Source organism: Bartonella sp. TP (assembly GCF_030406085.1).
Lineage (GTDB): Bacteria > Pseudomonadota > Alphaproteobacteria > Rhizobiales > Rhizobiaceae > CALTWN01.
This window is the reverse complement of sequence record NZ_CP129002.1, coordinates 120,850-142,422: the sequence shown is the minus strand read 5'-3', so window position 1 is coordinate 142,422 and position 21,573 is coordinate 120,850. Positions and strand designations below refer to the sequence as shown.

The window sequence follows — 21,573 nt, the reverse complement described above, 5'->3', positions numbered from 1 at the left end:
AAAATATAACAATATGTTATTTTACTACATAAGGTAGTAAGGCCAAAAAGCGCGCACGCTTGATTGCTTGGGCTAATTCGCGTTGATGCTTATGTGCTACAGCTGTTATGCGTGAAGGCACAATTTTGCCACGTTCTGAAATATATTTTTGCAATAGCTTTACATCTTTATAGTCAATTTTGGGTGCATTTTCAGCGCTGAAAGGGCAACTTTTACGACGACGTATAAAAGCTCTGCGTATGGTGGAACTAGTAGTTGCTGACATTACAGATCTCCTTGCATTGCGGTTGTATTAATGTCTTGGCGAGATGGACGAAAGCGGTCGTCAGATTTAAAATTATATTCATCCTTATCTCGCTTAGCTAGCACCACAGAGGGGCCCTTTTCATGCTCTTTAACGCGAACGGTCATATAACGCAAAATATCCTCATTTAATCGCATTTGGCGCTCTAGTTCTGCAATTACAGGGGCTTCAGCATCTAGATCCATTAATACATAATGCGCTTTGCGGTTTTTATTAATACGATAGGCTAGGGTACGCAGGCCCCAATATTCTACCCTACCAACTTTGCCGCCGTTAGAAGTTATTACCTCTTTATAATTGCTAATCAGCTGGTCGACTTGCTGCTGCGTGATGTCTTGCCTAGCCATGAAAATATGTTCATAAAGTGCCATAGTTTTACCTTTCTTCAAACTAATCTAATTAAACTTAGCGCTAAGCCTCACTTCCGTCTCCTGATAATTGAAGAAAGGATAATGCTTGAGACAATCGAGAGCGGAGACAAGGGAGGAAGTGAGCTTTATGCCCATACACAAAATGCGCCTCCGTTCAGCCCCCAGCCAAACTTAATCATTAATTTTTCTTCTACTACATTGTTAAAAGTTTTACAAGCTTAATTTTAACTTTTGAATTGTAAATGTGGATATTTTTTTATATGTTGCTTTAGTCGATTAATTTTTAAAGAATGAGATTATGTTAACAAATATAGATAATTTTTTATTGCTACATATGGCTGGTAAATATATGTATCCGGGGGCAATAGTTCCCCACGGTCTATTCTTTTTTGCTATAATATGCGCAAAATGGCTTACATATTTTATCCCCTTGCATCTTTTGTGGTTGAGCATTAATTGGCTAACCAGCAGCTCTACCATAGCAGCAGAAGGCTGCAGATTTCGACGACTTGTTTCGCCGCTAGTGGCAAAAATTTTATTATCCATTGGCATTGCTTTGCTGCTTTCTTTTTTGTTTGGTTGCTTTTATCATAGGCCTCGTCCTTTTGTTGTTTATCCTGATATTGCTTTGCTGTTGCATACAGCCAGTCCTTCTTTTCCAAGCGATCATGCTACGATATGGGCAGCTTATTGCTATATGCTTTATAAGAATCAGCAATGTAAGAAAGACTCATATAATATAGTATATGTCGCTATTGCTTTAGCTTTGCTAACATGCTGGGGGCGGATTTTTGTTGGAATACATTATCCTTTTGATATTTTGGGTGGCGCGATTTTAGGGCTTTTTTGCGCTTTTGCAGTAGACAAATTTGTGCCTTGTAGTAATAAATAATAATTTTTCATAGAGGTAATTGTGACTATAGCATTTATATTTCCTGGTCAGGGTAGCCAATCAGTAGGAATGGGCAAAAAATTAGCAGCAGATTTCAGTGTTGCGCGTGATGTATTTGCAGAAATAGATGAAGCTTTGGGGCAAAATTTGTCGCAGCTAATGTTTGAGGGGCCGCAAGAGGAGTTAGATTTAACGTCGAATACGCAACCAGCTATCATGGCCGTTTCTATGGCTGTGTTAAGGGTTATGGAAAGCTTGGGGCTGGATATAAAGCGGCATGTAAAATTTGTTGCGGGACACTCTCTTGGAGAATATTCTGCTTTGTGCGCAGCGGGCATGTTTAGCTTAAGTGACACAGCAAAATTATTACGTATAAGGGGGCAGGCAATGCAGCAAGCAGTTCCGGCTGGCAAAGGGGCTATGGCTGCGATAATTGGCTGTGAAGAAAACGAATTAGCAATGATTTGCGATAAAGCAGCAACAAAAGGCCAAGTTTGTCAAATAGCTAATGATAATGGCGGAGGCCAATTGGTTATTTCTGGCTCGGCGGACGCTGTTGCCGCTGCTGTTAATTTGGCTAAAGAAGAATTGCGGGCAAAAAAAGCTGTTTTCTTAGCAGTATCGGCTCCTTTTCATTGTGCTTTAATGCACAATGCGGCATTGACGATGGAAAAAGCGTTGGCTAATGTTGTTAAATCAGAGCCAAAAATAGAATTGATACCTAATATTAGTGTAAGTCCGCAAAAGGACTTAGATATAATTGTTGACCTTCTTGTACAACAAGTTACAGGTCGAGTTCGGTGGCGAGAAACTATAGAATGGTTTGCGGCCAATGGGGTAAATAGTTTATATGAAATAGGTTGGGGGCAAATATTAACTAAATTAACTAAGCGCATTGATAAGAATCTAAGCGCTTACAGTGTATATGAAGCAGAAGCTATTGAAACTAGCTTAAAAGCTTTAAACTTATGATTTAAGGTAACCTTGTAGAAAGCACTAATAAATGTTTGATTTAACTGGAAAAAAAGTACTCATAACTGGCGCAACCGGGGGTATTGGGCAAGCTTTAGCTAAAAATTTCTATAGTCAGGGATGTATAGTTGGATTGCATGGTAGCAACGAAGAGAAGCTGAATAATTTAACTAACAGTTTGACCCAAATTGGGTCTATTACGGATAGGCAAGTTTTTACATTTGCTGCAGATTTGGCAGACCGTGTTGCTACCAAGGAATTTGCCACCAAAGCTCTGCAAGATATGGGCGGAGTAGATATTTTAATAAATAACGCTGGCATCACAAGGGATGGGCTGTTCATAAGAATGTCGGATAAGGATTTTGACGATATTATAGCCGTGAATTTGTCTGCAGTTTTTAGCTTAACGCAGGAAATTTCTAGGTCTATGCTAAAGCAGCGTTTTGGTAGAATCATAAACATCACTTCTGTAGTAGCAGTTACAGGAAATCCCGGACAAACTAATTATTGTGCTACTAAGGCTGGACTAATTGGTTTTTCTAAGGCTCTGGCGCGTGAATTAGCTACAAAAAATGTAACGGTTAATTGTATTGCTCCTGGTTTTATAGAATCAGCAATGACAGAAAAGTTAAATGATAAGCAAAAAGAAGGTATTTTGGCTTCTATTCCGATGAAAAGGATGGGAATGCCAATAGATATCGCGGCAGCTGCCATATTCCTGGCGAGCACAGAAGCAGCATATATAACGGGGCAAACTATACATGTAAATGGCGGCATGGCAATGTTATAATTGTGGAGTAAAAGTAATTTTGTTTAAAAGATGTTGCTTTTTTTATAGATAAATGTTATTTGCTTAGCTAAGCTGTTAAGCTCTCGCCAAGATGTGGTTGTGTAGACATTTATTGTTTGTTATAATCATATCTTATTTTAACTTGATACTTAATTGTATATATTAATTTGGAAATGAGTCGGAGTTACGACATGAGTGATAAAGCAGAACGTGTTAAAAAAATTGTTATGGAGCATTTAGGCGTAGATGCCGATAAGGTTACCGATAACGCAAGTTTTATTGATGATCTCGGTGCAGACAGTCTTGACACTGTTGAGCTTGTTATGGCGTTTGAAGAAGAATTTGGTATAGAAATTCCTGACGATGCTGCAGAACGAATTTTAACAGTTGGTGACGCTGTTAAATTTATCGAAGATGCTTCTGCCTAAATAAGGTTTTATATAATTTTAGACAGCGCTATGGTTTGTCTTTGCCCATATGCTTTTTCGGCTAATGGGAGTATATAATGCTTATTCTTTTGAGATAAATTTTAAAGGACTGCAAGCAGTATGAGGCGTGTTGTTATTACAGGATTGGGGCTGGTGTCTCCACTAGCTGGCAATGTTAAAGATAGCTGGTCGCGCCTGCTGGCTGGCGAGAATTCTGCTCAACGTATAACACAGTTTGAGGTAGAAGACTTACCATGTAAAATAGCCTGCTCTATACCTTTAGATAGTTCTTTATCTTATAGTTTTGATGCGAATAGATATATGGATCCGCCAGCGCAACGCAAGGTGGATCCTTTTATTGTATATGCTATTGCAGCAGCAGATGAAGCGCTGCAAGATGCTAATTGGCACCCTGAAAATGATGAAGATCAAATAAAAACTGGTGTGTTAATTGGCTCTGGTATAGGCGGGGTACAGGGGATTGTAGAGGCCGGATATACCTTGCGCGATAAGGGCGCGCGGCGTATTTCGCCTTTTTTTATCCCGGGGCGGCTTATTAATCTTGCAGCAGGACAGGTTTCGATTCGTCATAAATTGCGGGGCCCCAATCATTCGGTGGTTACTGCTTGCTCTACTGGCGCGCATGCTATAGGCGACGCTGGGCGTTTAATAGCTATGGGTGATGCTGACGTTATGCTAGCTGGAGGCACCGAATCTCCTATAAATAGAATTTCCCTAGCTGGATTTGCTGCTTGTAAGGCGCTGAGTTTGTCGCATAATGATGACCCACAGAATGCTTCGCGGCCATACGATAAAGACCGAGATGGTTTTGTGATGGGCGAGGGCGCGGCTGTTTTAGTTTTAGAAGAATTAGAGCACGCTTTAGCCCGCGGAGCTCATATTTATGCCGAATTGGTTGGCTATGGTCTGTCAGGTGACGCTTACCATATTACTGCGCCTTCGCCAGAGGGCGAGGGGGCGCTTCGTTGTATGCAAATGGCGGTGCGCAAAGCAAATCTTGATATTGCGAAGATTGATTATGTGAATGCCCATGGCACTTCCACTATGGCTGATATAATTGAATTAGGGGCTGTTGAAAGATTGTTTGGAGAGCACGCTGATCGAGTTTCTATGTCTTCTACTAAATCATCTACGGGGCATATGCTGGGTGCAGCCGGAGCAGCAGAAGCTATTTTTTCTGTGTTAGCTATACGAGATAATGTAGCACCAGCTACTTTGAATTTGGATAATCCTGAAGTTGAAACTAAAATTAATTTAGTGCCGCATGTGCCGCAAAAACGCGAAATTAATGTTGTATTATCTAATTCTTTTGGTTTTGGTGGGACCAATGCTTCGTTAATTATGCAGCGCTTCAAGCCTTGATTATTTTATAGTTAGCTGATAAATGCGTTGAGTGAAGTGTGAAAAGGCTGGCTTTGTATAAAAAATTTGTTTTACCATTAGCTATACTATTTTTGCTTCTAGGTCTTTGCGTTAGTAGTGTTGTTTATTATGGGCATAAGGTTTTTGCTCAAGATGGGCCTGCGATATATGATAGTTTTTTTGTGGTGAATAACGGCGCTAATATTGCAGTAGTTGCGCATCAGCTGAAAAAAGAAAATTTAATTAAATCAGCCTTTTATTTTAAATTATTCGCTCGCTTATATGGCGGTGGGTTTAAGCTCAGGGCTGGTGAATATAAATTTCCAGCGCACAGCTCTATGCATGATATATTGTCACATCTCATTTCGGGAAAGCTATTTGAGCGTAGTTTTACGATTGCAGAGGGACTTACGGTAGAGCAGATTATGCAAAAATTGCAATCTGAAGCTGCTTTAACGGGTAATTTGCCACAAAATTTACCGAAAGAAGGTAGCTTATTGGCCGATACCTTAAAGTTTTTGCGTGGCCAAACTAGAGAGCAGCTTGTGCGCCGCTTAACGGTTAAGCAGCGTAAGCTTGTCGGGGATATATGGCAGCATCGAGATATGTCATTGCCGCTAAAAGATTCGGACCAGCTTATAATTTTGGCTTCAATTATAGAAAAAGAAACTAGCCTAGATGCAGAGCGCCCTTTGGTCGCCTCGGTGTTTTATAATCGCTTAGCACAAAATATGCGTTTGCAATCAGATGCTACGGTGATTTATGGTAGGTATGGTGGAAAGGGCAAGCCGCCTAAAGAACCAATTTATATCTCTGATTTGGCAAATGATAATGCTTATAATACTTATAAAATTTTTGGCCTGCCAGTTGGAGCAATAGCAAATCCGGGGCGCAAGTCTTTATGGGCTGCGGCGCACCCTGCAAAAACCCACTATTTGTATTTTGCTGCTGACGGTAGCGGCAAGCATATTTTTTCTACTAATTTAGAAGATCATAATTTGGTGGTAAAAAAATTGCGTATTCATGAAAAAATTATAAGGTCGGCCAAGCAATTGGCAGTTAGTGGAGGCGGAGCATGATAGAAAATATTTCGGCAAAACGACAAGGCATGCTTTTTGTCTTATCTTCACCTTCGGGAGCAGGTAAGTCGACTTTAGCAAGATTGATGCGAGAAAATTTGGCGCTAACTATCTCTATAAGTGCTACTACTAGAGCCCCGCGTGGGGGTGAAAAACATGGGCAGGATTATTATTTTTTTACTGTACAAGAGTTTAAGGTGTTAATAGATAAAGGCGCCTTTATTGAATGGGCGGAGGTTCATGGAAATTATTATGGTAGTTTTACAAAGACCGTTTTGGATTCTATAAATAGCGGGCAAGATTTATTATTTGACATAGATTACTGTGGTATGCTGCAATTGCAGCAAAATATGCCAGAGCATTTGGTCTCTGTTTTTATATTGCCGCCATCAATAGAGAATCTTCGTCAAAGATTAATGAATAGGTCTGAAGACACTGCAGAGGTTATAGAGCAGCGTATCAAAAATGCTTATAAAGAGATGGAGCATAGCGATAGGTTTGATTACGTATTGATTAACGAGACGTTGGACCAAACTTATCAACAATTAAATGCGATTTATGAGGCTGAAACTCTAAAACGAAAGCGAGCTTTATGGGTAGTGGATTTTTTAGATAAACTCAAGGTAAAGAGCGCGGGTTAGTAGCTTTTTGCCAATTTTTTGCTAGGGCTACAAACTCTTCTAGCGTTAGCGTTTCTGGTCGGCGTTCGGGGTTTATTTTGGCTGACTCGATAAGCTTTATGCCGCCTAAATTTTTAAGACTTTGTCTTAGCATTTTTCTTCTTTGCGAAAAGGTAGCAAAGGTAATCTTCTCTAAGCTTTCTACATTGCAATTAAGAATTTTTGTTTTGGGTATTAGTTGTACTATCGCAGAATCTACTTTTGGACGTGGCGTAAAAGCTGCCGCCGGTAAATTATAGATAATTTTTATATAACAACGCCAATTTGCTAAAATGCTTAATCGGCCATAGGCTTTTTGACCTGCTTGAGCGGTGATACGCTCTGCTACTTCTTTTTGAAACATTAAAATAAGTGATTCATAAAATGGTGGCCAGCTTGGTTGTACTAGCCAATTGAGCAAAAGCTGTGTTGCTATATTATATGGCAGGTTTGCAATGATTTTTGGTTTGGTCGTGCATTTGGCCGCAATTTCGCTATAGTTTTGCTTTAAGGCGTCACCATAGATTACTTCTAAGTTATTATTATATGCCTTGCTTAAATTTGTTAAAACAGGGCGAAATCGCTCGTCTGTTTCTATTGCGATGATTTTGGCCCCGCGGTCTAATAGCGCTCTGGTTAGCCCACCAGGGCCAGGGCCAATTTCTATGACATAATTATTTTCTAACGGGTCGGCAAGGCTAGCAATTTTTGCTGTTACATTGCTGTCTAGCAAAAAATTTTGGCCAAGTGATTTATTTGCGGATAAATTAAATTCTTTAATTATATCGCGTAGGGGGGGTAAGTTTTTTATTGGCATTGGATATTGGCCATTTGTGCTGCGATTTGCATAGCTTTTATCAAGCTTGCTGGGTTTGCTAAGTTTTTTCCTGCTATATCGAAGGCAGTACCATGATCGGGCGAAGTTCTGATAAATGGCAAACCTAAAGTAATGTTTACTGCGCTATCAAATTCCAAGGTTTTTATAGGAATCAGTGCTTGGTCGTGATACATGCATATTGCGACGTCATAGTTTTTGCGGGCTGTTTCATTAAATAAGCTGTCTGCTGGAAACGGCCCAGAGGCTAAGATATTTTCTTTTTGCAATTCTTTGATAGCTGGAGTAATAATTGTTTGTTCTTCTTGCCCCATGCTGCCTTCTTCACCCGCATGCGGATTTAGTCCAGCGAAAGCAAGTCGCGGGTTTTTTATATTAAAGCGCTTCTTCATATCGTAGTGTACTATGCGGCTTAAGTTTAATATGGATTCTTTTGTTAGCAGTTTTGGCACAGTTGCTAATGACGTATGGATTGTAACTGGTACGGTTGTTAATTTATCGCCTTTTAACATCATTACTGGTAGAAATGTTTTGCCATTAGCGTCAAATTTCTGGGCTAGATAGGCTAAAAATTCTGTATGGCCAGCATAAGTAAAGCCAGCCTTATATAGATTGTTTTTTGCTATGGGGCAGGTGACTACGGCTCCACAAATTTTTTTATTCACCAAATCTACAGCTTTTTCAATTGCCTCGATAATAGCTGGTGCATTTTCTGTTTTTGCTATGCCGGGGCTAAAAGTTACAGAATTAGCTACTTGTATTATTGGCAAACTAGAATTGTCTATTTGGCTGTGCTCTAATTCTTTAAGGTTAAGCTGATGAAATTTTACTTCTAGTCCGTAACTTGTAGCATATTTTTTAAAGCTATTAATATCGCCAATGGCGATAAAATTTGGTAAAGCTTGCTTGCTTTTTTGCAACCAAGCTTTGATTATAAGTTCATACCCTATTCCAGATGGGTCTCCGGCACTTATTGCTAGTGGTTTCATAGTTTTAAAAATTAACGATACGTGCTTTTGCTTTTAATTCTTCTAAATATTTATCGTTAAGCGTTTTTAGTTGTTGTGGGGTATTTTTCTTAGTTTCTTGCATAGAATAAACAATTTGGGCCACACGGTCATCGGAAACCTTACGAGCGGAGCATATTGCCAACGCTGTTAGTCCTTCAGGACTTTGTATAGCATTGGTGAGATGGCCTATTTTGGTGGTTTCTATTATTTGTTTCCACTCAGTAGGTAATTGTGGAGCCAAAACACTACCAACATTTTGTATTATCACATCTTGAAGATTTGCTGCTATCTCACGAGAACTGTCACAGCTAGAAAAACGCTTTTTAAAATATGCCGCATTTTTTTTGGCCTGTTGCAAGGCTTTTTGGCTTGGATGGTCTGGCAATACAAATAGCACTTTTTGCAAATTATATTCTGTAACTTGTGGCTTTGTGCCGCCATGCGCTAGTTCTCTTTGTATGGTTTCTGTTTGGCTTAACATCCCATTATTAGCATTTTCGGCTCTATAGCGCATTATTACTAGATTTTGCCAACCAATTTGTGTAGCAATATAGTTTTTAAAATGCTCTGGACTTAAATTTGCATTCAGTAGCATCATGGATAATTGTGGGACCGTCATATGATTTTTCTGCGCGAAATCCTTGTAGCTATTATCCACCTCGTCATTACTTGGCAGAGCATCGCGGGCCCTTAGTTCTGAAGCTTGCAATTCTTGCTCTATTAACTGTTGTTTAGCTTTATTTTCTAGGTCGCCAGTTTGATGTTGTAGGTGCAAAAGGGCTACACGTTGCTGTATATCGGTGTCAGTTATAGCATTGTTGTTAACGCTTATTTTAATTTTAGCCTCGCTGACAGCATTTTGCATAAAAACAGTGTTGGCTAGTATCAGGCTAAAAATTAAGGGTAAAATAGTTTTTTTCAACTTAGTTTTCTCTATAGATTTATACATATTTATAATCTTTATATAAGGCTGGTTTTAGTTTATGCATATAAGCGTCTTATATTAAAATGCAATTTTCTAAATAAGCCATTAATATTACAGGTTTAATTATTGTGCAAGTCCATTATAGTTCTTAGATTAAGTCTAAAGCCAAAACTATTATTTGGTAAGGTTTTATCAAACTCACGGTTGTGGCTGTATAGCAAGGTTAGGGCTAAGCAATCATTTTGATAAGTTAAAGAGCTACCTAAATTTATCAACTTATGTGTTGTTAGGTCAATATTTTGGTAAGCGCCTATTTGCCAATTTTCTGTAAGTTTTAGATTTGCCAAGCTGGCAATTTGTGCTTTTGAGCTTTGATTCGTGTTTTTATTTAGCTGTGTGTAATGCAATGCTGTGCTGAAGCGTGACCAAACTTTGCTTAAATCTATTTCAGTTTTTCTCAGCGAAAAATCTTTGTAATAGAATCTATTGCTTATATTTAGGGACAGATTATATGGGTTGCTTATTTGTATCATAGAAACATAGTCAGAGCGTGGATGTTCTAGTCCGGAGTCTTGCCATATATTCGTTAGCAGATCTTGCGAAAAAGGGTTTTTACTAGAAAGTTGAAAGGACTGGCCAGCTATGGCATACAGATTTAGGTAATCTTTTATTTTGCTATAATAGCGAAAGCCTAGGTTCGCGCGCGATCCATATTCTATTTTGTCGTAACCAGAAAATTTATCTCGTTGGAATAGCGATAAAGCATTAAAGCTTAATTCTTGCGCATCTTCATTTACGAAAACTTCAGCATTTTTTAGATTATTTCGTAAATAAATTTGGGCGATGGGTTCTAATATTTGTGTGCCGTATTGATTTCGTATTGATATGGGGTAGCGTATTTCTAGTCCTGCGGTAGCCAAGCCATGTACGGCTTTATTTGGTAAGTTTATGTCTTTTCCTTGGTTGCTGTAAACGCCTCTTAGATCAGCGCGTAAAGCAAGAAGTGGGCGTAGTAAAAAGCCAGTTTTATTTATTATAAGTTTTTCCCAGCTGAGCTCAGAGCTAAGGCGAGTATTTGAGCCTGGAAAGCCTGGATAGCCATAGTCTGTATTGTTGCGATATATGGTGCGTGTGTCAGTAACAAGCTTTACGGTACCGCCATATATTGGCTTTGGCGCGCGATAACTATAGGTGATTTCTGGCAGCACCCATGGCTGCAGATAGGTATATTTATTTTTTTTCTTGCTGTCATAAGCTAAATAGGGGTCTTGCACCTGAAAATGATAAAAATTTAGCTTAAAATAATTATAGCGTCCTAGGCCTTCTAAATAAAGATTCGACGCATGGACATATTTATTGTAGCTGTCTATACTGTAGGTGCGTGAGAAATCTTCATCTGATTGTAGCAATAAGTCCCAACCAAATTTCCATCTAGCATTGATATTATAGGAAGCCTTTGTGCCGATCATAAAGCGGTTTTGTGTTTTAGAATCCACGCTGTTTTTTTGGAATATTTCAGGATGCTGCTGCCGAACATAAGCAAAGCTTAGGTCATATATTCCGTTTTGCAAGCGATGCCGCCATGTGCCACTGGCAATGATGCCTTGTCGTGTATAAGTGCCAAGGCGTAGCGTTAAGTCATATTGCGGCTTTAGGTTAAAGAAATAAGCGCCAATTGCACCATAACCCAGATATTTATTATAATTTATGCTAGGAGATAAGAAACCACTATATCGCTTTACGCTATAATCCGGTATGGTAAAATTTGGCAAATTGGCTGCTTTGTTGCCAAAAATCTCAAAATGGCTTTTTTTGAAAGTTAGCTTTTTTTCGCCCTTGTTCCAAATAATCTGTTTGGCTTTTATACGCCATAAAACTGCGCCTGTTTGTTGCTTAGTATCGCAGCTTTTGCAGGCTGTATAAGAGGCATTATTAAAAATTACTAAGCGGCCATTTGCTAGGCGCTGCGCGCCTTTGGCTGTAAAATAAGTGTTTTGCGACGTTTCTGCCTGTAGTTTTTGAATAAAGCCAGACGAAAGGTCCTTTGTAAGATCGGCTTTATCTGAATGTATGATATTGCCGTTTTTATCTGTTAGTGTTACATGGCCAATAGCCAAAATTTTGTTGGTGCGTTTATTGTATTGCAATAGGTCAGATGTTGCATGATTTCCATTGTAGTAAAGCTTTACATTACCCTTAGCAATAACAACGTCCCGCGTTTTATTGTAGATAAGCTGGTTTGCGGTTAGGTTATTCACAGCAGTAGTCGCAGCTATGGCGTTGCTAAGCATAAAATAAGCAGCGAGCAATAACAATAAGCGAGCGCTATAATTATAGATAGGTAGCTTCATTTAACCATCTTCTCGTCGTAAAATAAAGGAAACTCCGGTGAAAAGGGCTATAACCACGGGCGTCCATGCGGCGATTATAGGGGGAACTATGCCTAATTTGCCGAAATCTTGGGATAATATGGTGATTAAATAGAGGCAAAACCCGGCTATTAGGCCGCCTAACATGTATAATTTTATATTGTTAAACCTGGCGAATCTTATAGAAACAACAGCGGCTATTAGTACCATAGCTACATCTAATATTGGCAGCGCTATTAGTTTATGTAATATCATTTGCAGCGGGTAAGGTTTATAGCCAAAAGTTTTTGCCATTGTAATTTTGTCGCATAATTCATAGAAGCTTACGCCATTTGGGTCTCTTATATATTCCTCTAATGCTTTTTGCTGAATAGAGGTTTGTATAGTAACAATAGAGGGTAGATTAAGAACAGACTCGTTATTATACTCTATAGGCTTTAGCAATAGCCAATAGCCGGGTAATAATATAGCATTTGTAACATAACGCCATTCTGGTACAGTAGAGCTTGGTTTATTTATTGTTATGAAGGTGGCGTCTATTAGCCCTAGATACTCTTGTTTTCCTTGGCTTGCCAATTGTTTTACATTATTTATAACATTTTCTATGTTTGGACTTTGGGGTAGCGCCACTAGTTTTGCAATTATGTCTTGGTAGTTGATATGTTTATTTATCGCTGTTACGCCTATGGAGGTTTCGCTTTTGTCAGAGTTATTTTGTACTATCCAAGGGTTATATGGCTTGTTGTTTTCTAACCCAATGGCACCGCGCCATTGCGAAATTAGGTCGCTAGATTTATTAAGCCCATAAGCGCTGAGGGGGTTTAGGATAAATATGCCGATAATGCCGAATAAAAAAGCACCGCAACACATGGGTAATAAAAATTGCCAGGCTGAAAGGCCGGAGGCGCGCATGATTACCAACTCCAATGATTTGTTTTGCATGAAAAAAGCTATAAGAGCTGCCAATAAGCTTATAAAAGGTAGTGCTTCTAGTAATAAAAAGGGGGTGCGTAGACCAGAAATTATTATGGCGTATTTTGCAGTATAATTTGGTATAGAGCTTAGGCGAGAAGCTGTTTGCGTAAAATCTACTAAAAGGCAAAGAGCGCAAATTATTAGCGCCAGATAAAAACATATTTTAATGTATTTTGCTAGGATATATAGCCATAATGTTTTGCCAATCATGTTATATTGCGCACCAAGCCATTAAACAATTTAGAAAAATTTCTAGCATGAGTGTATAGATATTGTCCAGCAAATAAAATAATTATTGGCACTAAATATAGGGCAATTATGTAATTTTGATTTGTTTCCGCTTTGTTCTTAAACACATAGCTAAGTAGATATATAGTTAGTACAAGCATTGCAGTAGAAATCAAGGCTGTATTGCTTTTGGCGTCCCTATGCGTTATGGGGCCTGTATTAAGGGCTAGAGCGATTATAGCAAAAACCAAAGGATACAGCCACGAGATGAGCCGGTAATGTAACTCCGCCACATATTTTTTATATTCAGCTGCTTGCTTAGGATAATTTAGCAGCGTGCTTAGATATTGATCTTTCGGGTATAGATAGCCTTTGCCACCTGTAGACATAAGTGTACCTAAATCAAAATCGGCGGAGCTAAATTTTACTAGCGAGGTTTCGCCATTTATTTTATTCCTTTTGGCCAGCTGGCCTTCTATCATTACCAGTATTGAGCTGTTATCTTGCTGTATGATGTGTCCATTGGTGGCATAATAATAGCGGTTCATAATTTTATCGCGCTCATCTGCTATCATTATGTTGTTTATTCCAGCCTGCTGAGAGTGTTTGCCTATTTTTATAAAGAGATTCTTTTGCAACTCTATAAATCTGTCTTCTTGTATAACATTGTTTAAAAAATTTGCATTGGCATTAGCTATTATACTGCGCATATCTATGCGCGCCATTGGCACCAGCAGATTTGCTAGAAGAAACATGGCAATAGAAAATAGTAAGCTAAGAGCAATAATAGGTCGCCAAATATAAAGACGCGAGCCAGCAGCATTGGCTATAATAATAATTTCGCTATTTTGATTAAGTATATGTAGGCTTTGCGCTATGGTAATTGTTAGGGCAAATGGTATAACCGTTACCATAATAGTTGGTAAAAATAATATAGATAAATATAAAAACGACAATAGTCCCTGACCGTTTGTGGTTACAAAATTAATACGGCCTAATGTCTCTATGCACCAGGAAATAGCTATGGTTATGGCTAAGATGGCTGTTAACAAGGCTAATATATGCCGATAAATATATTTTTCTATAAGCGTCATAGCGCAAGAATATATACCATATCTTAAATTTAATAAACTAAATATTCTATATGAATTTTACTAGGAGGCTTGCTATAATGTTTAATATAATCAATTACAAGGATTTTTCTGCAGAGGCTCTTAATAATAGCAAAAAGCTTGGATTCATGGCTGTGCATAGCGCGCAGAATGAAGGGTTAGAAATTATCTATACGCTTTTTGGTAAAGCTTTTGTAAAGAATTTTTACACAAGCAGTGATTTTAAAGCAGCAGCTTTTTCTCATATCGAAACCACAGTGCCGTACTACAAAAATGTAGCCAAGCTCGCTTTTATCGGCACGGGCGAAGGAACAAATCTGCCTGGCGATGGCTATGTAAAATTAGGCTCTATAGCGGCCAAATTACTAAAAACTAGGGAAGAATCATTTATATTCTTTGACAATAAGAATGTGGAGACGCTGATAGATTTTTTAGTAGGTGCGGCCTTAGGTGCGTATAGATTTGATAAATATTTTGTGGCGAAAAGCAAAAAAGATAAACAGCCTATGGGGCAAAAAATTACCCTAGTAGTTAGCGACATGTTATCTAGTGAGGCGATAAATACGGTGCTATTTAAGGCAAAAGCTACCGCAGAAAGTGTGATTCTTGCCAGAGATCTAGGTAATGAGCCAGCTAATATTTTAACTACTACAGAATTTAAAACACGCATTGAAAACTTGTCTGGTAAGGGGCTAAAGATAGAGATATTGGAGCAAAAACAGTTGCAAGAGCTAGGCATGAATGCACTGCTGGCGGTGGCACAGGGTTCTAAAAATCCGCCCTATATGGCAATAATGCGTTGGTCGGGGGCTGCAGAGGCAAAAACAGCGCCATTAGTATTTGTAGGCAAAGGAGTGGTTTTTGACAGTGGTGGTATTTCTTTAAAACCAGCGGCTAATATGGAGGCGATGAAGGGTGATATGTGCGGAGCCGCTGCAGTAGCAGGAGTAATGCAGCTTTTGGCCATGTGTAAAAGCAAAATAAATGCCATAGGCATTATCGGTCTAGTAGAAAATATGCCCGGAGCCGAGGCTATGCGCCCTGGGGATATTGTAACATCTATGTCGGGACAAACCATAGAAATAGTAAATACCGATGCTGAGGGGCGTTTGGTATTAGCAGATTTATTATATTATGCTAAAGAGAATTTTGCCCCGAGCGCTATAATAAATCTGGCGACTTTAACTGGAGCTATATTGGTAGCTTTGGGAAAAAACTACGCTGGTTTATTTAGTAATGACGATAATTTAGGGGGCCAATTGCTAGAAGCTGGCAAAGAAAGTGGTGAAAAACTGTGGCAAATGCCTCTGCATGAAGAATATGATGAGATGCTTGATTCTAAATTTGCTGACATGTTAAATAGCCCCGGTCGCTATGGTGCTTCTATCACAGCCGCGCAATTTTTAAAGCGTTTTGTGGCAGAAACTCCTTGGGCCCATTTAGATATTGTCGGTACTGCTTTTGATGCCAAAAGATATTCTTATGGCTCATCTTGGGCGACAGGATTTGGCGTAAGATTGCTTGACCGTTTTGCCCAGAAATATTATGAATAGATTCTGAGCGAGACGATTTTGGTAGAGATATTTTTTTATCACATAACAGAAAATACAGTACAAGATGCTATAGCAAAATTGCTTGCCAAAGCTATGGACCAGCATTCGCGTGTAATAGTGCGGGTGCTTGGCGCTGATTTTATGCTTAATCTTAGCCAAGAATTATGGAGCAAATTTATACTGCATGGTATTGAGGGAGAAGAATTTGCACAAGAGCAGCCAATATTGCTAACGCTAAGCGCAGCAAACATAAATAGAGCCGAGCTTTGCTTTTTGGTAAATGGTGCCGATTGTGAAGATTATGAGGATTTTGATAAATTCAAGCGCGTGGTAGTATTGTTTATGGCTAATTCTACGCAGCAAATAACCAAAGCTCGAGCACAATGGCAAGAATTTAAGCGAAAGGGTTATTCACTTACCTATTTTCAGCAAAAAACCGACGGTTCTTGGTTTAAAAACAATGTGGATTGATATATGCGTTATTTAGCCCAAATGCTCAGTGTGCTTTATGGTGCTTTAATAAGTTTTTTCTTACTATACTTGCTGGGTAGAACAAACTTGCTTTCCAGCCTTGTTTCTAATGTATATTTACCTGTTATTCTAAATGGCTTAATTATAGTGTTGGTTTCTGTAGCCAGTTTTGCTGTTTGGCAATTATTTGGTTCACGAATCCAGAGCAGCTGGGCCTTTGGGTTGCTTGTTTTTCTATGGCTGGCTTTGGGCAGCTTCTTCTTCTATTATAGCGCTATAATTTAGCCACAGATCTTCTAATTTTTGTTTTTCTTCTTCTAAACTTTTTCTTTGTGCTGTTAATTGCTTGAGCTCGGAGTTTAGAGCTTTATATATTTCATCACTAGCTAGGCTTTTGTCTATAATAGCTAATTTATTTGCTATTTCTTCTAACTTTTTTGCTAACTCCCTGACTTCCTTTTGTATGTTTTTTGGCCGTACAGTTTTATTGGCTTTCTCTGTCTTTGCATAATTTTTCTTAGCGCTTAATATTTCTTTTTTATATTCCGCAATAGTGCCGTTATATTGGGTCAGCCTGCCGTCTTTTATTTGCCATAAACGATCTACGGTAGCATTTAATAAATGCTGGTCATGCGAGATTAATATTATGGCGCCTTTATATTCATTTATAGCTTGTATAAGCGCTTGCCTACTGTCTATATCCAAATGGTTGGTGGGTTCATCTAATATTAAAAGGTGGCTTGGCGTTGCCGTTGCTAGCCCCATTGATAAGCGTGTTTTTTCGCCGCCAGATAGATTCTTTGTTGGTGTAAAGATTTTTTCTTTATTTAAGCCTATCTTGGCCAATATAGCGCGTAATTTAACTTCTTTTTCTGCTGGAAAGGCTTGGGCGATATGCTCCAGTGCTGTTTGCTCTGGGGCCAAGGCATTAATGTGATGTTGGTCAAAATAGGCGATTTTTAATTGCGGGGCTTTAACATAGTCTCCACTGAGCTGTTGCAATTTGCCAGCAATAAATTTGGCAAAAGTAGATTTACCGTTACCATTAGCGCCAAGCAAAGCTATTCTATCGTCATTATCTATACGCAAACTGATGTTTTTTAGTACAATCTTGTTGCCATAGCCTAATTGAATATCTTCTAATTTTATTAATGGAGAAGAGAGGCTTTTGTCGAAATCGTTAAAATAAAATGGCGCGGTCAATTCATCATTCAAGATTTGTATGGTTGTTAATTTTTCCAAAGCCTTGATGCGCGACTGCGCTTGTTTCGCTTTCGAAGAAATAGCGCGAAAACGCTCAATAAAGCTTTCTATATGTTTACGTTGCTGCTCTTGTTTTTGTACTTGTTTTTGTAGCAAATTCAGCTGCTCGGCTCGAAGCTCTACGAATCGGTCATAATTTGCAGACCAAAGAGTAATTTTGCTATGCTCAAGATGCATGATTTGCGTTACACATTCATTTAACAAATCTTTGTCATGACTTATTAGAATCACAGACCCTTTGAAGCGTTTAATATATTGGCTTAGCCACATAACACCTTCTAGATCTAGGTAATTGCTCGGTTCATCTAGCAATAGTAAATCTGGGTTAGTAAATAATGCAGCGGCTAATGCGACGCGCATGCGCCACCCGCCAGAAAAGCTTTTTGCTGGCATATGGTGTTGCGGTTCATTGAAGCCTAGGCCAGATAAGATGGTTTGTGCTCTTGCAGGGGCGCTATATGCATCTATATCTGCCAGTCTTTCATGAATTTCGGCAATCTCCATGGGGTCATCATTATTTTCTGCTTTGGCTAATAATTCATAGCGCTCTTTATCTTGCGCCAAGATTAAGTCTAACAAGCTAGTGTCCCCGGTTTCTACCTCTTGCTCTACTGTGCCGATTTTTAGATTCTTTGGATAAGTTATGCTGCCTGCTTGCAGAGGTATTTCTCCTAATATAGCTCGAAAAAGTGTAGATTTGCCAGTACCATTATGGCCAACAAATCCTACTTTGGCAGAAGAGGGGATATTAAGGCTAGTATTTTCTATTAATAGACGTCCAGCGACATTTATAGCGATATTATTTAATATTAACATAAGCTAAATGTTAAATCCTTTTTAATTATTTCGCAATAAGCTGCAGCAAATATAATTAATTAGGGATCTTAAATGGCTATTGAACATACATTTTCTATGATAAAACCTGACGCAACTAGGAGAAATTTAACAGGCGCTATAACGCAAATGTTAGAAGAAGCTGGCTTGCGAGTTGTTGCTTCGAAGCGTGTTTGGATGAGCAAACGCCAGGCCGAGGCTTTTTATGCTGTGCATAAATCTCGCCCATTTTTTGCAGAGCTTACTGAATTTATGGCCTCTGGCCCAACAATTGTGCAAGTGCTAGAAGGTGAAAATGCTATAGCAAAAAACCGTGAGATTATGGGCGCTACTAATCCGGCAGAAGCAGCTTCGGGTACTATACGGCATTCGCACGCGCTTTCGATAGGCGAAAATTCTGTGCATGGTTCGGATTCTGCAGAGGCCGCAGCACAGGAGATTGGTTTTTGGTTTGCTGGTTGTGAGATCGTAGGCTAAGTATTAATCATGTATATGTTCTATACCGTGTTTAAAATATTCCCACCCGGTGACTAAGGTTAGAATTGCTGATACCCATAACAAAGCAAGACCAGCTAGGCTAATATCGGGCATTATTTTATCGCCAGCTGGGCCGCTTAATAAAAATATTATTGCTACCATTTGTGCTGCGGTTTTCCACTTTGCCAATCTTGATACGGGCACGTGAATTTTTAGTTCAGCTAAATATTCTCGTAGCCCAGAGACTAAAATTTCCCGGCATAATATTATAATAGCAGCTAGCAAGCTAAGCCCGCTAATAGTGTGATTTGCAGAAAGTAAAAGCAGGCAAGAGGAAACTAGTAGCTTATCGGCAATTGGGTCTAGCATTTGTCCGATGCTGGACGTTTGTTGCCATATTCGGGCCAAAAAACCGTCTAGAAAATCGGTTAGCCCGGCCAATATAAATATAGCAACTGCTGCCCAATGGCCAAAATCGCTGAGCCTATTATTGGTTTGTATAAAAAAGCATAGTGTTACAAGCGGTACGCTGGCTATACGTCCATAGGTCAGGATATTAGGCAATGAGAAAGTATGTTTTTTCATGTAAGTTTCCTAAGCTCTTTATGGCACCGTTTCACTATATTGTATTCTTCTGCTTGTTGCAACTTATAACTGTTTTATACTATTCATTAAAGTGGTTGAAAATTTTCTGTGCTAGGGGCAGGGATATTCCTTCAACCCTTGTTAAATCCTTAACAGAAGCGCCAGCGACAGCTTTGGCAGAGCCAAAATGATGCAACAGAGCCCGCTTGCGGGCTGTGCCTATGTGGCTTATTTCGTCTAAAGGATTTTGCATCATAGTTTTTTTTCTTCTAACTCGGTGCGAGCTTACTGCAAAACGATGTGCTTCATCACGTAAATTTTCTATAAAATATAATAGGCTAGAATTGGGCGCTAAATTGCAAGAAAAGCCATTGGCCATATGAAAAGTCTCGAGACCAGCATTTCTACCTATGGTTTTTGCTATCGCTATTATGTTTAGATGGTTTAGAATATTAATGTTTTCATTATTTAGCGCTGTTAGGCTTTTGATAACGCTTGATAATTGCCCTTTGCCACCATCAATTATTAGTAGATCGGGCCAATATGGTAAATCGCTTGGCTGCTGCCCATTCGCTTCTAGTTCTTTTAGCAGTCTGGTAAATCGCCTAGTTAGAACTTCCTGCATCATGGCAAAATCATCGCCGGGGGTTAATTCTTCACTCTTGATATTGAATTTTCTATATTGGTCTTTTTCAAAACCATTTGGCCCAGAAACCACCATTGCGCCTATAGCATTGGTGCCCATGATATGCGAGTTGTCGTAGATTTCGATGCGCCGTGGTATATGGGGCAGGGCAAATGTTTCGGCTAATTCTTGTAATAATTTTTGCTGATTGGCTGTATTGGCCAAGTTCCTTGCTAATGCTTCGCTAGCATTATTTATGGCTTGCTCTATTAGTATTTTTTTCTTTCCGCGTTGTGGCAGGGTGATGGTTATATTATAGCCAGCCTTTAGGGCCAGGGCTTCTTTTACCATCTGAGAGGACTCTAACTCGTGGGATAATAATAATTGCTTGGCTATAGGTTTATTGTCATAAAATTGTAGTATAAATTGCGACAATATCTTCGCTGGCGAGGTATCTTCTCCCAGCTTGAGGAAATAGGCGTGATTGCCCAAATTTTGGCCCAAGCGAAAAAAGAATACTTCAATACAGGCCATGTTCCCTTTTACAGCTAGGGAAAATAAGTCTGCTTGTGCCAAGCTGGGGTCGTTAATATTTTGTTCGCTTTGGATATGAGCCAGGGCAGTTAGTCGGTCGCGGTAGATTGCTGCTTGCTCAAAGTCTAGCTTTTTTGACGCGTTTTCCATAGCTTCGACGATGTTTAACCTAATTTTTTCGCCTTTACCATTCAGAAAATCCTTAGTTTCAGCTACAAGATTTTCATAATTTTGGGGGCTTATAATATCTGTGCAGGGGGCTGAGCATCTTTTTATCTGATACAGTAGACATGGCCGAGTGCGATTGGTAAAAAATGAATCGCTGCAACTGCGCAATAAAAAAGCTTTTTGTAGGCTAATCAAAGTACGATTAACGGCACCGGCATTGGCAAAAGGCCCAAAATAGTCTCCGGGGCGTGCCTTTACGCCGCGATGTTTATAGAGCCCAGGAAATTTGTGATCTTTGGTTAATATTATATAGGGAAAGCTCTTATCGTCGCGCAATAGAATATTATATCTTGGCTTTAGCTTTTTGATTAGATTGGCTTCTAAAAGTAACGCCTCTGTTTCTGTTTTGGTGATGATAAATTCCATATTGCAGGTTTCGCTAATCATACGCAATATGCGTTGTGACTGGCCCAACTGCCGGATATAATTGCTAACACGGTTTTTTAGATTTTTTGCCTTGCCTACATATAAAACCTCCCCTTGGGCACCTAACATGCGATAAACACCGGGCTTGTTTGGCAGTAGTTTAACAAAATTTTCTATACAAGATGTGCCGTGAAGTTGCGCAGACATGGATTCTCAAATGGAGCTTAGGTTTTAATCGTTTGTTTAGGAATTATAAGCATATTACTAGAATATATAAGCTTTATAGTATTTGTACAAGTATAGTA

Annotated in this window: 21 protein-coding genes; 10 read left to right on the top strand and 11 right to left on the bottom strand. The window is 39.1% G+C overall.

Features of this window, described 5'->3' with window-relative positions; genetic code table 11:
• Positions 1-16 precede the first annotated feature (16 nt).
• On the bottom strand, positions 17-265 hold the full coding sequence (gene rpsR, locus QVL57_RS00745) for a 30S ribosomal protein S18 (protein WP_290076682.1): 249 nt from the start codon (positions 263-265) through the stop codon (positions 17-19).
• Positions 265-675, bottom strand: a complete 411-nt coding sequence (gene rpsF / locus QVL57_RS00740) for a 30S ribosomal protein S6 (RefSeq protein WP_290076679.1) — start codon at positions 673-675, stop codon at positions 265-267. The genes rpsR and rpsF overlap by 1 nt, the downstream gene beginning before the upstream one ends.
• A gap of 298 nt (positions 676-973) precedes the next feature.
• On the opposite strand from rpsF, the gene QVL57_RS00735 reads away from it, so the two are divergent.
• The 7 genes from QVL57_RS00735 (at position 974) to gmk (ending at position 6,860) form a co-directional block, all read left to right on the top strand.
• Positions 974-1,567 carry a phosphatase PAP2 family protein gene (locus QVL57_RS00735; protein WP_290076676.1) on the top strand — a complete coding sequence of 198 codons (594 nt, stop codon included), beginning with the start codon at positions 974-976 and terminating at the stop codon, positions 1,565-1,567.
• A 21-nt stretch (positions 1,568-1,588) separates the two neighbouring features.
• Positions 1,589-2,539 (top strand): ACP S-malonyltransferase, encoded by a 951-nt coding sequence (gene fabD / locus QVL57_RS00730; protein WP_290076675.1) that lies wholly within the window; start codon positions 1,589-1,591, stop codon positions 2,537-2,539.
• A 31-nt stretch (positions 2,540-2,570) separates the two neighbouring features.
• The gene (fabG, locus tag QVL57_RS00725) at positions 2,571-3,329 is read left to right on the top strand and encodes a 3-oxoacyl-[acyl-carrier-protein] reductase (RefSeq protein WP_290076672.1); all 759 of its coding nucleotides are present in this window, start codon (positions 2,571-2,573) and stop codon (positions 3,327-3,329) included.
• A gap of 191 nt (positions 3,330-3,520) precedes the next feature.
• A complete protein-coding gene (locus QVL57_RS00720) occupies positions 3,521-3,757 on the top strand; it encodes an acyl carrier protein (protein WP_290076671.1) in 237 nt (78 codons plus the stop codon).
• A gap of 120 nt (positions 3,758-3,877) precedes the next feature.
• Positions 3,878-5,140 carry a beta-ketoacyl-ACP synthase II gene (gene fabF / locus QVL57_RS00715; protein ID WP_290076669.1) on the top strand — a complete coding sequence of 421 codons (1,263 nt, stop codon included), beginning with the start codon at positions 3,878-3,880 and terminating at the stop codon, positions 5,138-5,140.
• 53 nt (positions 5,141-5,193) lie between these two features.
• Positions 5,194-6,219 (top strand): endolytic transglycosylase MltG, encoded by a 1,026-nt coding sequence (gene mltG, locus QVL57_RS00710; protein WP_290076667.1) that lies wholly within the window; start codon positions 5,194-5,196, stop codon positions 6,217-6,219.
• Complete coding sequence (gene gmk, locus QVL57_RS00705) at positions 6,216-6,860, top strand: guanylate kinase (RefSeq protein ID WP_290076665.1); 645 nt, start codon at positions 6,216-6,218, stop codon at positions 6,858-6,860. The genes mltG and gmk overlap by 4 nt, the downstream gene beginning before the upstream one ends.
• On the opposite strand, the gene rsmA is transcribed toward gmk, so the two are convergent.
• The 6 genes from rsmA to QVL57_RS00675 all read right to left on the bottom strand — a co-directional run bounded on the left by rsmA (position 6,838) and on the right by QVL57_RS00675 (position 14,314).
• On the bottom strand, positions 6,838-7,695 hold the full coding sequence (gene rsmA / locus QVL57_RS00700; protein ID WP_290076663.1) for a 16S rRNA (adenine(1518)-N(6)/adenine(1519)-N(6))-dimethyltransferase RsmA: 858 nt from the start codon (positions 7,693-7,695) through the stop codon (positions 6,838-6,840). The two genes, gmk and rsmA, sit on opposite strands and share 23 nt — an antisense overlap.
• Complete coding sequence (gene pdxA / locus QVL57_RS00695) at positions 7,686-8,702, bottom strand: 4-hydroxythreonine-4-phosphate dehydrogenase PdxA (protein ID WP_290076661.1); 1,017 nt, start codon at positions 8,700-8,702, stop codon at positions 7,686-7,688. The genes rsmA and pdxA overlap by 10 nt, the downstream gene beginning before the upstream one ends.
• Positions 8,703-8,706: 4 nt before the next feature.
• Positions 8,707-9,672, bottom strand: a complete 966-nt coding sequence (locus QVL57_RS00690) for a peptidylprolyl isomerase (protein ID WP_290076659.1) — start codon at positions 9,670-9,672, stop codon at positions 8,707-8,709.
• Positions 9,673-9,767: 95 nt separating this feature from the next.
• On the bottom strand, positions 9,768-11,999 hold the full coding sequence (gene lptD / locus QVL57_RS00685; RefSeq protein WP_290076656.1) for an LPS assembly protein LptD: 2,232 nt from the start codon (positions 11,997-11,999) through the stop codon (positions 9,768-9,770).
• Positions 12,000-13,202: an LptF/LptG family permease gene (locus tag QVL57_RS00680; protein ID WP_290076655.1), complete on the bottom strand. Its 1,203-nt coding sequence runs from the start codon at positions 13,200-13,202 to the stop codon at positions 12,000-12,002.
• Positions 13,199-14,314: an LptF/LptG family permease gene (locus tag QVL57_RS00675; RefSeq protein ID WP_290076653.1), complete on the bottom strand. Its 1,116-nt coding sequence runs from the start codon at positions 14,312-14,314 to the stop codon at positions 13,199-13,201. Before QVL57_RS00675 ends, QVL57_RS00680 begins: the two co-directional genes overlap by 4 nt.
• Positions 14,315-14,391: 77 nt before the next feature.
• On the opposite strand from QVL57_RS00675, the gene QVL57_RS00670 reads away from it, so the two are divergent.
• Together QVL57_RS00670 and QVL57_RS00665 are read left to right on the top strand one after the other, a co-directional pair.
• The gene (locus tag QVL57_RS00670) at positions 14,392-15,885 is read left to right on the top strand and encodes a leucyl aminopeptidase (RefSeq protein WP_354669853.1); all 1,494 of its coding nucleotides are present in this window, start codon (positions 14,392-14,394) and stop codon (positions 15,883-15,885) included.
• Between the two features lie 18 nt (positions 15,886-15,903).
• Positions 15,904-16,356: a DNA polymerase III subunit chi gene (locus QVL57_RS00665; protein WP_290076651.1), complete on the top strand. Its 453-nt coding sequence runs from the start codon at positions 15,904-15,906 to the stop codon at positions 16,354-16,356.
• Between the two features lie 234 nt (positions 16,357-16,590).
• On the opposite strand, the gene QVL57_RS00660 is transcribed toward QVL57_RS00665, so the two are convergent.
• The gene (locus QVL57_RS00660; RefSeq protein ID WP_290076648.1) at positions 16,591-18,435 is read right to left on the bottom strand and encodes an ATP-binding cassette domain-containing protein; all 1,845 of its coding nucleotides are present in this window, start codon (positions 18,433-18,435) and stop codon (positions 16,591-16,593) included.
• Positions 18,436-18,507: 72 nt separating this feature from the next.
• Here QVL57_RS00660 and ndk point away from each other — a divergent pair, with 72 nt between their 5' ends.
• Entirely contained in the window at positions 18,508-18,930 is a 423-nt protein-coding gene (ndk, locus tag QVL57_RS00655; RefSeq protein ID WP_290076646.1) for a nucleoside-diphosphate kinase, read from the top strand.
• 3 nt (positions 18,931-18,933) lie between these two features.
• Here the strand turns inward: ndk and pgsA are convergent, their stop codons facing one another.
• Together pgsA and uvrC are read right to left on the bottom strand one after the other, a co-directional pair.
• Positions 18,934-19,515 carry a CDP-diacylglycerol--glycerol-3-phosphate 3-phosphatidyltransferase gene (pgsA, locus tag QVL57_RS00650; RefSeq protein ID WP_290076644.1) on the bottom strand — a complete coding sequence of 194 codons (582 nt, stop codon included), beginning with the start codon at positions 19,513-19,515 and terminating at the stop codon, positions 18,934-18,936.
• A gap of 79 nt (positions 19,516-19,594) precedes the next feature.
• Positions 19,595-21,475, bottom strand: a complete 1,881-nt coding sequence (uvrC, locus tag QVL57_RS00645) for an excinuclease ABC subunit UvrC (RefSeq protein ID WP_290076642.1) — start codon at positions 21,473-21,475, stop codon at positions 19,595-19,597.
• Positions 21,476-21,573 lie beyond the last annotated feature (98 nt).